9 protein-coding genes are annotated in these 12,306 nt (G+C 74.6%); 2 read left to right on the top strand and 7 right to left on the bottom strand.

Going from position 1 to position 12,306, the window contains the following annotated elements; translation table 11 throughout:
• Positions 1-43: 43 nt before the first annotated feature.
• The 7 genes from obgE to L3X23_RS02915 form a co-directional block, all read right to left on the bottom strand.
• A complete protein-coding gene (gene obgE / locus L3X23_RS02945) occupies positions 44-1,606 on the bottom strand; it encodes a GTPase ObgE (protein WP_237190565.1) in 1,563 nt (520 codons plus the stop codon).
• A 78-nt stretch (positions 1,607-1,684) separates the two neighbouring features.
• Positions 1,685-1,942 carry a 50S ribosomal protein L27 gene (rpmA, locus tag L3X23_RS02940; RefSeq protein ID WP_237190564.1) on the bottom strand — a complete coding sequence of 86 codons (258 nt, stop codon included), beginning with the start codon at positions 1,940-1,942 and terminating at the stop codon, positions 1,685-1,687.
• A gap of 13 nt (positions 1,943-1,955) precedes the next feature.
• On the bottom strand, positions 1,956-2,264 hold the full coding sequence (gene rplU, locus L3X23_RS02935; protein WP_093087499.1) for a 50S ribosomal protein L21: 309 nt from the start codon (positions 2,262-2,264) through the stop codon (positions 1,956-1,958).
• A 118-nt stretch (positions 2,265-2,382) separates the two neighbouring features.
• Positions 2,383-6,375 (bottom strand): translation initiation factor IF-2 N-terminal domain-containing protein, encoded by a 3,993-nt coding sequence (locus tag L3X23_RS02930; RefSeq protein ID WP_237190563.1) that lies wholly within the window; start codon positions 6,373-6,375, stop codon positions 2,383-2,385.
• Between the two features lie 155 nt (positions 6,376-6,530).
• Positions 6,531-7,316 carry a TIGR03936 family radical SAM-associated protein gene (locus L3X23_RS02925; protein WP_237190562.1) on the bottom strand — a complete coding sequence of 262 codons (786 nt, stop codon included), beginning with the start codon at positions 7,314-7,316 and terminating at the stop codon, positions 6,531-6,533.
• A 44-nt stretch (positions 7,317-7,360) separates the two neighbouring features.
• Positions 7,361-7,864 (bottom strand): GNAT family N-acetyltransferase, encoded by a 504-nt coding sequence (locus tag L3X23_RS02920; protein ID WP_237190561.1) that lies wholly within the window; start codon positions 7,862-7,864, stop codon positions 7,361-7,363.
• Entirely contained in the window at positions 7,857-9,788 is a 1,932-nt protein-coding gene (locus tag L3X23_RS02915) for a TIGR03960 family B12-binding radical SAM protein (protein WP_237190560.1), read from the bottom strand. Before L3X23_RS02915 ends, L3X23_RS02920 begins: the two co-directional genes overlap by 8 nt.
• 90 nt (positions 9,789-9,878) lie before the next feature.
• Between L3X23_RS02915 and L3X23_RS02910 the strand changes: the two genes are divergently transcribed.
• Both L3X23_RS02910 and L3X23_RS02905 read left to right on the top strand, forming a co-directional pair.
• Positions 9,879-10,664 carry a class I SAM-dependent methyltransferase gene (locus L3X23_RS02910; RefSeq protein ID WP_237190559.1) on the top strand — a complete coding sequence of 262 codons (786 nt, stop codon included), beginning with the start codon at positions 9,879-9,881 and terminating at the stop codon, positions 10,662-10,664.
• A 106-nt stretch (positions 10,665-10,770) separates the two neighbouring features.
• Positions 10,771-12,237 (top strand): hypothetical protein, encoded by a 1,467-nt coding sequence (locus L3X23_RS02905; RefSeq protein WP_237190558.1) that lies wholly within the window; start codon positions 10,771-10,773, stop codon positions 12,235-12,237.
• The last annotated feature ends 69 nt before the right edge of the window (positions 12,238-12,306 follow it).

Here is a 12,306-nt window from a genome sequence, read left to right as displayed (position 1 = left end):
TGTCCAGGACGAGTCCCCCACTTCACCCACGCGAGTCCGACGGTCATCGGGCGCGGTCCTCGTCGGCCCAGACCTCCAGCTCGTCATCGCTGAGCTCGAAGTCCTCGTCGGTCTCGGCGTCGTTCGTCCACTGCGCCTCGTGCGCGTAGTTGGCGCCCTCGGCGAGCTCGGCATCGGAGAGGTGCTTGCGGCGGGCGAGCTTGGCGAGCTTGCGGTCCGCGGCGCTGACCCGGGCGGTCTGGTTCTCCACCCGCGCGTCGGTGCCCCGACCGGACATCACCCGGGCGATGCCCGCCGGCGTGCTGGGCTGCCAGTCGAAGGTGATGTCCCCGATCGTCACCGGGCAGCCGGGCTGGGCGCCCGCCTCGGCCAGGCCCTCCTCCACCCCGAGCCGGGCGAGCCGGTCGGCCAGATAGCCGACGGCCTCGTCGTTGTCGAAGTTCGTCTGCCGGATCCAGCGCTCGGGCCGCGAGCCCTTGACCAGGAACCCGCCCTCGAGCAGGGGGTCCGGCTCGATGGTGAAGCCCTGGTCGTCCACGGCGGTGGGGCGCAGCACGATCCGCGTGGGCTCGAGGATCGGCTGGGCGGCGCGGTAGGCCGCCACCTGCTCGGCCATCGCGAACGACAGCTCCCGCAGCCCCCGGCGGGACGCGGTGGAGATCGGGTAGATCGGCCAGCCGAAGCGCTCGGTGAGGTCCGCGGTGACGATCTCGACGAGGTCCGCGGCGTCCGGCACGTCGATCTTGTTCAGCGCGATGAGCCGCGGCCGGTCGGCGAGTTCGCCGCCGAGCGCGGGGACGTAGCGGGCGAGCTCCTCCTCGAGGGCCTCGACGTCCGCGACGGGGTCCCGGCCGGGCTCGAACGTCGCGCAGTCCACGACGTGGACCAGCACGGAGCAGCGCTCGATGTGCCGCAGGAAGTCCAGCCCCAGGCCCTTGCCCTGCGACGCGCCCGGGATCAGGCCGGGGACGTCCGCGACGGTGAAGATCTCGTCCCCGGCGGTGACCACGCCGAGCTGCGGGACGAGCGTGGTGAACGGGTAGTCGGCGATCTTGGGGCGGGCCTCGGAGAGGGCCGCGACCAGGCTCGACTTGCCCGCGCTCGGGAACCCGACCAGCCCGACGTCCGCCAGCGAGCGGAGCTCCAGGGTCAGGTCCCGATGCTCCCCGGGCTCGCCGAGCAGCGCGAAACCGGGCGCCTTGCGCGCGGACGAGGCCAGCGCGGCGTTGCCGAGCCCGCCGCGGCCGCCCTCGGCGGCGACGAACCGGGTGCCCGGCCCCACCAGGTCGGCGATGATCTCGCCACGCTGGTCGAAGACGACGGTGCCGTCCGGCACGCGCAGCTCCAGGTCCTCGGCGTTCGCGCCGGCCCGGAACCCGCCCTGCCCCTGCTTGCCGTTCTTCGCGTCCGCGTGCGGGCGGTGGTGGAAGTCGAGCAGGGTGTGCACGCCCGGATCCACCACCAGCACGACGGAACCGCCGCGACCGCCGTTGCCGCCGTCCGGCCCGCCGAGCGGCTTGAACTTCTCCCGGTGGACCGACGCGCAACCATTGCCGCCCGCCCCCGCGGTGGCGTGCACGACGACCCGGTCGACGAACCGCGACATGTCCCTACTCCTTCACACACGAAACGGCGGACCCCGGAACCCGGGGCCCGCCGTGTCGTGAAACCGAGTGGTCGGGCCTCAGGCCTCGACCGGAACCACGTTGACGACCTTGCGGCCGCGTCGGTGGCCGAACTCGACAGCACCCTCGACCAGGGCGAACAGCGTGTCGTCGCCACCGCGACCCACGCCCTCACCCGGGTGGAACTTGGTGCCGCGCTGGCGGATCAGGATCTCGCCCGCGTTGACGGTCTGGCCGCCGAACCGCTTGACGCCCAGCCGCTGCGCGTTCGAGTCGCGCCCGTTACGGGAGCTGGACGCACCCTTCTTGTGAGCCATGGCGCAGGTCTCCTTACGCGCTGATGCCGGTGACCTGGACCTTCGTCAGCGGCTGACGGTGGCCCTGACGCTTGTGGTACCCGGTCTTGTTCTTGAACTTGTGGATGCGGATCTTCGGGCCCTTGGTGTGCTCGACGACCGTGGCGGTCACCGAGGCCTTGGCCAGCGCATCTGCATCCGTGGTCAGCTTGTCGCCGTCCACGAGCAGCACGGCGGGGAGGCTGATCTCGGCGCCGGGCTCACCGTCGATCTTCTCGACGGTGACCACGTCGTCCACAGCCACCTTGTACTGCTTACCGCCGGTCTTGACGATCGCGTACATCGTTGACGCACGACTCCTGAAACTCTCGGGGGACTCATGGGCGCGCTCCAGAGCACGCACGCCGAGGCATGAGCCACGGCTCCTTGACTCCCAGGGTACGGAAGGGGGATTCAGCGGGTCAAACCGGGTCCCCGGTCTGGTCCCCGCCCTGATCGGAGGCCTGTTCCGGCGCTCCGACGGTCACGGTGACGGCGGCGCCGTCACCCTCGGCGGGCGGGCCCGCGGGCCGGGACGCGGCCCGCCGCGACCGGCGCGGACGGCTCACGACGACGGTGTCCACCGTCGTGTCCGACTGCTCCGGCACCGCCGGCACCAGCGGCTCGGCGGGCTCCACCGCGGGGGCGGTGAGCACGACCGGCTCGGCCGCCGCGCTCGGCGCACCCGCCGACCGGGTCACCCGGCCGCGGCGCCTGCGCGGGGCGGGCGCCTCCTCCGGGGTCTCGACCGGCTCCGCCGGGGTCTCGACGGGGGCCGCCGAGTCCTCTGCGGTGTCCTCCGCGGTGTCCGTGGCCGTGGCCTCGGCGGTGTCCGCCGCGACCCGGTCCGCGGCCACCGGCGGGGTGCCGTTCGCGGGCAGACCCGTGGCGGGCTCGCCCGTCACGGCGGCCTGCCCGGCCTGCTCGGTCTGCTCGGTCTGCTCCTCGACCGCCTCGGGGGCGATCTGCGGGGCGACCGCGTCCGCGACGACCTCGGTCGCCACGTCTTCTGCCACCCCTTCGGTCGCCACGGCCTCGACCGCCACAGCCTCGGCGGGTGCCTCGGCAGCGGTGTCGGCAGCGGTGTCGGCAGCGGTGTCGGCAGCGGTGTCGGCCGTGGTGGCCTCCGGCGCGGCCGCAGCGGTCCCGCCCTGCGGCGCGACCGCCTCCGCCACGACGCTCTCGGCGGCCTCCGTCGTCACGACCACCGGCTCGGCCGACCCGGTGCCCCCGGCGGGGCGCTCGACCCGCCGCCTGCCCCGGCGGCGGGCGGGGCGGCCGGTGTCCGGCTCGTCCATCCCCACGGGGGCCTCGGGCGCGTCCGTGACCGGAGCGGGATCGGCGACCGCGGTGTGGCCCGCCGCCGCGGCGACCATGGCCAGGGCCGCGGCCGCGGAGGCCCGCTCGTCGGTCTCGGTCTCGGTCTCGACGGCGGACTTGTCGTCCCGGCCCCGCCGGTTGCGCCGACGTCCGCCGTTGTCCGCCTGGCCGCCGGCCTGCCCGTTGCCCTGGTGCCCGTTGCCGGAACCGTTCTGGCCGTGGTCGTGCTTCGGCTCGACCCCGTCGACGTTCACGATGACGCCGCGGCCGCGGCAGTGCTCACACGTCGTGGAGAAGTGCTCGAGCAGCCCGCCGCCGACCCGCTTGCGGGTCATCTGGACCAGGCCGAGCGAGGTCACCTCGGCGACCTGGTGGCGGGTGCGGTCCCGGGCCAGGCACTCGGTGAGCCTGCGCAGCACCAGGTCCCGGTTCGCCTCGAGCACCATGTCGATGAAGTCGACGACGATGATCCCGCCGATGTCCCGCAGCCGGAGCTGGCGGACGACCTCCTCGGCCGCCTCCAGGTTGTTGCGGGTGACGGTCTCCTCGAGGTTCCCGCCGGAGCCGGTGAACTTGCCGGTGTTGACGTCGATGACCGTCATGGCCTCGGTGCGGTCGATCACCAGGGTGCCGCCCGAGGGCAGCCACACCTTGCGGTCCAGCGCCTTGAGCAGCTGCTCGTCGATCCGGTACTCGGCGAAGACGTCCTTCGGGCCGACGTGGCGGTGCATCCGCTCGGCGAGCTCGGGGGCCACGTGCGAGACGTAGTCCGACACCGTCTCCCACGCGGAGTCCCCGGACACCACGAGCGAGGCGAAGTCCTCGTTGAACTGGTCCCGGACGACCTTGACCAGCAGGTCCGGCTCCTCGTAGAGCAGCGTCGGCGCCTTGGGGGCCTTCGGACCGGTCTTCGCGGCCTTCTCCTTGACGACCTCCCACTGCGCCTGCAGCCGTCGGACGTCCCGCTCCAGGGCCTCGTGCGAGACCCCCTCGGAGGCGGTGCGGATGATCACCCCGGCGTCGCTGGGGACGATCTCCTTGAGCATGTCCTTGAGCCGCTTGCGCTCGACGTCCGGCAGCTTGCGGGAGATCCCCGCCGCGCCCCCGCTCGGCACGTAGACCAGGAAGCGGCCCGCGAGGCTGATCTGGGTGGTCAGCCGGGCGCCCTTGTGCCCGACCGGGTCCTTCGTGACCTGGACGAGCACGCTGTCGCCACTGCTCAGGGCCTGCTCGATGCGGCGCGCCTTGCCGTTGAGACCGGCGGCGTCCCAGTCGACCTCGCCCGCGTAGAGCACGGCGTTGCGGCCGCGGCCGATGTCGACGAACGCGGCCTCCATGCTCGGCAGCACGTTCTGCACGCGGCCGAGGTAGATGTTGCCGACCATCGACTCGCTCTGCCCGGAGCCGCCCGCGATGAAGTGCTCCACGAGCACGCCGTCCTCGAGGACGCCGATCTCGTTGCGCTTGCCGGTCTGGCGGATGACCATCGTCCGCTCGACGGACTCCCGGCGCGCCAGGAACTCCGACTCGCTCAGGATCGGCGGGCGGCGGCGGCCCGCGTCCCGGCCGTCCCGGCGGCGCTGGCGCTTGGCCTCCAGGCGGGTGGAGCCGCGGACGGACTGGACGCCGTCGTCGCCGGTGTCCCGCTCGCGGGGGGTGCGCACCCGCGTGACGGTGTTCGGCGGGTCGTCGTCGCTCCCGTCAGCGCTGGAGTCGCCGGCGTCTCCCGAGCCCTTGCGGCGCCGCCGCCGACGACGACGGCGCGAGCCGCCCTCGTCCGCGGAGTCCTGCTCCTCGTCGGAGTCGTCGGAGTCGTCCGACTCGTCGGCGTCGCTCGAGTCGTCGGCGCCACCGGCCTCGGCCGACTCGGTGTCCTCGCCGCCCTCGGCACCGTCCTCGCCGTTCTCCCCGCGGCCGCGGCCGCGACCACGGCGGCCCCGGCGACGGCGGCGGCGACCGCCCGCCTCGTCGTCCTCGTCGTCGTCGGAGTCCGTGGCGTCGGCGGCGTCGGCGGTCTCCGTGGCCTCGGTGTCCGCCGTGTCGTCGGGCTGCTCGGTCTCGTCCTGGGCCGTGGCGCGCCCACGACGGCGGCGGCGGGGCCGCTCGGTCTCCTCCGCGGGCTCGTCGGCGGTGCCGGTCGACTCCGCGGCGGCGGTGTCCTCGGCCTGGTCGTCGGCGCGGCCCCGGCGGCGGGTCCGGGTGGGCTCGGCCGGCTTGAACAGAGGCGCGGGCGGGGCGAACAGCGGCGAGAGGCCGGTGTCGGCGGGCGCGGCGGGCGCGGTGGCGGAACCGGTGGCGGAACCGGTGGTGGGCTCGGCCAGGGCGGACTCCGTGCCGGTGCCGGTCGGGGTGCCGGTGGTGGTGAGCTCGGCCTGCTCGTCCGGGGCGCCGGCCTTGCGGGTGGCCTTGCGGCGGGTGCGCTTGGCCGGGGCGGGGGCCGGGGCGTCCGTGAGGGTCGCGTCCGTGACGGTCGTGTCCGCGGCGGTCGTGTCCGCGGCGGTCGGGGCCTCCGTGCCGTCCGCGCTGCTCGGGGCAGCGGCCGTGATGGGTGCCGGGGCGGACTCGGCCTGCTCGGCGGGCGCGCCCGCCTTCCGCGTCGCCTTGCGGCGGGTGCGCCGGGCCGGGGCCTCGGCCTGCTCCTGCGCGGGCTCGCCTGCGTCCGACTCGGCGGCCCCGGTCTCCGGGGTCTCCGCGGTCTCGGCAGGCGCGGGGGCGGCGGCCTTGCGGCGGCGGGTGCGCGCGGGCGCGGGAGCCGGCGCTGCGGCCGCCTCCGCCTGGGACGGGACCGGGGACGCCGGGTCCTCCCCCGCCTCGGCGGCCGTGCCGGGCGCCGTCTCCGCAGCCGTGCCCGCAGCCGTGCCCGCAGCCGTGCCGGGGGCCCCGAGCAGGCTCGTGACGACCTGCTCCGCGGTCTTGCGGTCGACGCCGGACTGGGCGCTGCCCACCGGGCTGCCGAGCTCCGCCAGGGCCGCGAGGACCTCCTTGCTGGTCCGGCCGATCAGCTTGGCGAGCGCGTGCACGCGCAGCTTCTCGGGCAGATCCGACACGGAGAACAGCCCGCCGGTCTCACCGGCGGGCGCATCGTTGACTGACATTCAACTCCTTCGCCCCCGGGCGCCCCGGGGAGGGGCGGCCGCGCAGGGGCCTGACTACGTCTCTCCCGTTCCACGGTGCGGAGCGGGCAATCCTGGTGCGCTGTGTGGCTCGGCGACGCGCTCTGCGAGGGTCCGCAGGCCCCGCTCCGCGGCGGTCAGGCCCGGGTGGTGACCCGGTCGGATCCGAGCGGATCGGTGAGGCGACCCGAGTCGTCGAGCAGGCCCTGGGCCAGCCGGGTCGATTTCGCGGGCACCGGCGGCTTCAGCCCTGCGACAACGTCGAGCGCGCCCAACACGTCGTCGGGTCGAACAGCGGGTGTCGTCTGCCGTACGACCGCCGTCAGTATCGCACAGACTGCGGCACCACCGGTCTCCTCCGGTGTGACACCGCCCGGCGAGTCCTCCCCCGCCTCGGCCCACGCCACCGCCGCCCGGACGTCGATCTGCCGCTTCCCCGAGGGCATGATGCGGTCCACGACCAGGGAGTCCTTCGCCATGAGCCCCTCGACGGCCGCCCTCAGATCGGCGCCCGAGACGCCCGGCAGCGCGATCCGCCACAGGCTCGCGTCCACCCGGTCGGCGAGCGCGGGCGGCGCGGCGACGACCGCGTCGAGGATGTCGAGACCGTCGGGGAGCACCGCGTCCAGCGCCGTTCGGACGACGTCCGGCTCCATCTCCCGGGTGAGCCCGATCTCGAAGTACTCGGCCTCGCTCGCGGTGCCCGTGGGCGCGGCGCCGATCCACGAGATCCTCGGGTGTGGGGAGAACCCGTGCGAGTGCGAGACGGGCACCCCGGAGCGCCGCACCGCCCGCTCGACGCTGCGCGCCACGTCCCGGTGGGAGAGGAACCGCAGCCGGCCCCGCTTGGCGAACCGCACCCGGATGCGCTGCACCGTCGGTGGAGCGGGGTTCGCAGCCTCGCCGGGGCGCACACGTGCCATGCCTCCAGCGTAGAACCCGTACCCGACACCCCGAACGAGGCGGGCTACTCCGGCTCGAGGACCAGCAGCGTCTCGCCCGCGGGTCGGAAGCCCGCGCGGCGGTAGAAGGCGGTGCTGCGGGCGGTCGGGGCGAGGACCAGCCGCCGGAAGCGGCGTTCCCTGGCGTGCGCCACGACCGCCTCCAGCAGCGCCTGCGGCACCCCGCGGTCGGCGAAGGCGGCCAGCACGAACGCGTTCCCGACCTGCCCGATGCTCGCGGCGCGCGTCCCCGGCCGGGGCATCGGGACGATCTCGACGACGTTGATCGACCCGATCGGCGTCCAGCCGGCCCGTTCGCTGCCGATCTCGGCCAGCCAGAAGGTGCGCCGTGGCTGCTCGGTGCGCGCCCACTGGGCGAAGGCGGCCTCGAAGGCCGGGTCGTCCACCGGGCGCCCCGCCCGCTCCTCGGTCCAGGCGCGGCGGAGCCTGCCGAGTGCCTCGACGTCCCGCTCGTCGGCGACCCGGACGGTGATCTCGCGCGATCCCGCCGAGGAAGCGGAGTCAGGCAAGCTCCCGCCCGACCGGGTTGACGACGGTGAGCGGGATCAGCGTCGTGCCGCTCGGGCCGACCTCGATATCCGTGCCCGTCGAGGGGCACACGCCGCAGTCGAAGCAGGGGGTCCAGCGGCAGTCGTCCTGCTCCTGCTCGGCCAGGGCGTCCTGCCAGTCCTGCCACAGCCAGTCGCGCTCGAGACCGGAGTCGAGGTGGTCCCAGGGCAGGATCTCGTCCTCGCCGCGCTCCCGCGTGGTGAACCACTCCAGCGAAACGCCCTGCGGCTCCAGGACCTCGGCGGCGGCGGTGACCCAGCGGTCGTAGGAGAAGTGCTCGGACCAGCCGTCGAGCCTGCCGCCGTCTCGCCAGACCCGCTCGATCACGCCGCCGACGCGCCGGTCGCCCCGGGCGAGCAGGCCTTCGATCAGCGAGGGCCGGCCGTCGTGGTAGCGCATGCCGATGTTCTTGCCGAGCTTGCGGTTGCTGTTCACGGCCTCGCGCAGCTTGCGCAGCCGGGCGTCGACGACGTCCGGGTGGGCCTGGGCGGCCCACTGGAACGGCGTGTGGGGCTTGGGGACGAACCCGCCGATGGAGATCGTGCAGCGGACGTCGTTGCGCCCGGAGGCGGCCCGGCCCGCCTGGATCACCCGGTGCGCCATGCCCGCGATCTCCAGGACGTCCTCGTCCTCCTCGGTGGGCAGCCCGCACATGAAGTACAGCTTGACCTGCCGCCAGCCCTGGGCGAACGCCTCGGAGACGGTGCGGATCAGGTCCTCCTCCGACACCATCTTGTTGATCACCTTGCGGATCCGCTCGGACCCGCCCTCCGGGGCGAAGGTGAGCCCGGAGCGGCGGCCGTTGCGGGAGATCTCGTTGGCGAGGTCGATGTTGAAGGCGTCCACGCGAGTGGAGGGCAGCGACAGCGAGGTGTTCGTGCCCTCGTACCGGTCGGCGAGGCCCTTGGTGATGTCCGCGATCTCGGAGTGGTCCGCGCTGCTCAGCGAGAGCAGCCCCACCTCGTCGAACCCGGAGGCCCGGACGGCGGAGTCGACCATCTCGCCGATCCCCTGCAGCGACCGCTCCCGCACCGGGCGGGTGATCATGCCCGCCTGGCAGAACCGGCATCCCCGCGTGCAGCCGCGGAAGATCTCCACCGAGGCCCGCTCGTGCACGGTCTCGGCCAGCGGGACCAGCGGCGCCTTGGGGTAGGGCCACTCGTCGAGGTCCGACGTCGTGCGCTTCTGCACCCGCTCCGGCGCCCCGTCGACCGGGGTCACCGACCGGATCTCCGGCCCGTACTCCACCTCGTAGCAGGAGGGGACGTAGCAGCCGTCGGTGTGCGCGAGCCGACGCAGCAGCTCGCGGCGGGTGCCGCCGGCGGACTTCCACTCCCGCACGACGTCCGTGATGTCCCCGACGACCTCTTCGCCGTCGCCCAGCACGGCCACGTCGATGAAGTCGGCGATCGGCTCCGGGTTGAAGGCCGCGTGGCCGCCCGCGACGACGACGGGGTGCGTCTCGTCGCGGTCCGCGGCGTGCAGCGGGATCCCGGCGAGGTCCAGCGTGGTCAGCAGGTTCGTGTAGCCGAGCTCGGTGGAGAAGGACACCCCGAGCAGGTCGAACGCGCCCACCGGGTGGTGGGCGTCGACGGTGAAGGCGGGCACCCGGTGCTCGCGCATCAGCTTCTCGAGGTCGGGGAAGACGGCGTAGCACCGCTCGGCGAGCGCGTCGGGCCGCTCGTTGAGCACCTCGTAGAGGATCATGACGCCCTGGTTGGGCAGCCCGACCTCGTAGGCGTCCGGGTACATCAGCGCCCAGTGGACGTCCACGGACTCCCAGGGCTTGGCCTGCGCGTTCAGCTCACCGCCGACGTACTGCACCGGTTTCGAGACGCGGGGCAGCAGGGGTTCCAGGGCGGGGAAGACGGACGCGGGGCTCACGCGGGTCAAGGGTAGGCCCTGTGCACCGGACCCGCGGCACAGGGCCGACGCACACGCTCCGGCACACGGTCGGCGCGCAGCCTGCTCGGCATGACCACCACAGACCCCCTCCGCACCATCGGACCCAAGCACCGTGCCCTGTGGGCCTCGGGCTCCTACGCGACCGTCGCCGCGGACCTCATCCCCACCCTCGGCGCGCGGCTCGTCGAGGCGGCCGAGATCCGGCCAGGCGAGCGGGTGCTCGACATCGCCGCGGGCACGGGCAACGCGTCGGTGCCCGCGGCGGCCGCGGGGGCGTCCGTCGTCGCGTCGGACCTCACGCCGGAGCTGCTCGACGTCGGCCGCGCCGCCCATCCCGAGATCGAGTGGGTGGAGGCGGACGCGCAGGCGCTGCCGTTCGAGACCGGGGAGTTCGACGTCGCGCTGTCCTGCGTCGGGATCATGTTCGCCCCGTTCCACGAGCGCGCCGCAGGCGAGCTGCGGCGCGTCGTGCGGCCCGGCGGGCGGATCGCGCTGCTCAACTGGACGCCGCAGGGGTTCGTCGGGCAGCTGTTCGCGACCATGAAGCCCTTCGCGCCGCCGCCCCCGCCCGGTGCCTCGCCCGCTCCGCTCTGGGGCACGGCCGACCACGTCCGGACGCTGCTGGGGACCGAGGTCGTCGCGACGACCGGCACGATCACGTTCGACGTCACCCGCGACCCGGTGGCCTTCCGGGAGTGGTGGAAGGCGAACTACGGCCCGACCATCGCCGCCTACCGGGCCCAGGAGGACCCGGCCGCGCTCGACGCCGCGTTCCTGGAGTTCCTGCGGCGCACCCAGGACCCCGCCGGGACCTGGACGGCGGAGTACCTGGTGGTGACGGCGGTGCGTCCCTGAGGAGCGCGGTCGGAGCCGGAGCAGGATCGCACACACCGGGGCCCGAACGGACGTGTCCGGGCGTATCACCCGGTGCCGTCCTGGGCTCTCTCCGTGAGGAGGGGTGATGGGGACCGTCGTCCGCTTGTTGGGGCCGCCGCGCGTGCTGGGAGCCGACCTGCCCGTGCCCCGGGGCCGCAAGCCCTGGGCGCTGCTCGCGCTGCTGCTCACGAGCACCGGCCCGGTCCCCCGCAGCCGCGTGCTGGAGCTCCTGTTCCCGGACGCGGAGGACCCCCAGGCCGCCCTGCGCTGGACGCTCAGCCAGGCGCGGCGAGCCGTCGGAGCGGCCCTCACCGTCGGCGGTGACCCGCTGACCTGCGAGATCGCCGCGGACGTGCGGGTCGACGTGCGGGACGTCCTCGCCGGGCGCGCGCCCGCCGGCTGGCCGCTCGGCGAGGCGACCCTGCCGTTGTTGGAGGGCGCCGAGCCGGACGTCCCGGAGTTCGCGGCGTGGCTGCACGGGCGCAGGCAGACCCTCGCGGTCGCCGGTGCCCGCCTGCAGCGGGCGCACCGACGGGGCACCCCGGCCAGCCGGGTGGCGGTGCGGGAGCTCGTCCGGGTGGGCGAGCAGGTCATGGACGCGGGGGCCGCGCGGGACGGGACGGCGATCCTGCGCGGCGCCGTCGAGCGGGCCCGGGGCCTGGGAGACGACGTGGTCCTCGCCGAGGCCCTGGCCCACTACGGCCGGGCGTACGTCCACGCCGTGGCCAGCACCGATCCCCGCGCGATCGCGGCGCTGCGCGAGGCGGACCGGCTCGCCACCCGCGAGGGCCGCGCCGAGGTGGCCGGGCTGGCCCGGCGTGAGCTGGGCTTCGTCGCGACGGCGACCGGGGACCAGACAGGTGCGCTGCGGATGTTGGCCCGGGCCGAGGCGGCCGCGGCGGACCTGCCCGACGACCTCGCCGCCGTCGCCTACGGGCGCGGGTTCGCGCTGGTGGACACGGACGGCTCGGCGCACGCCGAGGCGCAGCTGGACAAGGCCGTGGCGATGACCGGCGGGCGGGACCGACCCCGCGCGCACGCGGCGGCCCTGGCGATGCGGGGCCGGGCCCGGCTCGCCACCGGGGACGACGAGGGCGCGGCGGCGGACGTCGACGCGGCGCGCGCCCTGGCCACCGAGCTCGACTGGACCCCGATGCGGCCGTGGATCGACTCGTTGCACGGCGAGGTGCTGCTCCGCGCGGGCCGGGCGCGGGAGGCGGCGACGGTCCTGGCGGACGCCCGCACCCTCGCCGAGGTCGTCGGCGACGCGTGCTGGGTCGCGCTGACCAGCCGCGGCCTGGCCGCCGCGCAGGCCCGCCTCGGCACCCCCCGCGAGGCCGCCGCCTCCCTCGCGACGGCGACCGAGACCCTCGTCGCCGACGCGGACGTCTGCTGCTGGATCGAGCTGCACCTGCGGGACACGCTCTGCAGCATCACCGCCGAGTTCGACCCCGCCCGGGCGAGCCGCCAGGCCGAGTACCTGCACGGCCGTGCGGTCGCGACGGGTCTGACGATGTACGCCTCCCGAGCCCGCCCCCGCATCATGTCGTGAGGGCGGAATCGCATTATGGAACCATATTGTCCGTTCAGCGGCCCGAAACGCGCATTATGGTTCCATAAC

The organism is Pseudonocardia sp. WMMC193 (assembly GCF_021728735.1).
GTDB classification, from domain to species: Bacteria; Actinomycetota; Actinomycetes; order Mycobacteriales; family Pseudonocardiaceae; genus Pseudonocardia; species Pseudonocardia oroxyli.
This window is presented reverse-complemented; position numbering and strand designations above follow the sequence as displayed.

Bases quoted from the DNA above. Each gene is read 5' to 3' on its own strand.
- obgE (WP_237190565.1), bottom strand. From the start codon at position 1,606: ATGTCGCGGTTCGTCGACCGGGTCGTCGTGCACGCCACCGCGGGGGCG.
- rpmA (WP_237190564.1), bottom strand. From the start codon at position 1,942: ATGGCTCACAAGAAGGGTGCGTCCAGCTCCCGTAACGGGCGCGACTCG.
- rplU (WP_093087499.1), bottom strand. From the start codon at position 2,264: ATGTACGCGATCGTCAAGACCGGCGGTAAGCAGTACAAGGTGGCTGTG.
- L3X23_RS02930 (WP_237190563.1), bottom strand. From the start codon at position 6,375: ATGTCAGTCAACGATGCGCCCGCCGGTGAGACCGGCGGGCTGTTCTCC.
- L3X23_RS02925 (WP_237190562.1), bottom strand. From the start codon at position 7,316: ATGGCACGTGTGCGCCCCGGCGAGGCTGCGAACCCCGCTCCACCGACG.
- L3X23_RS02910 (WP_237190559.1), top strand. From the start codon at position 9,879: ATGACCACCACAGACCCCCTCCGCACCATCGGACCCAAGCACCGTGCC.
- L3X23_RS02905 (WP_237190558.1), top strand. From the start codon at position 10,771: ATGGGGACCGTCGTCCGCTTGTTGGGGCCGCCGCGCGTGCTGGGAGCC.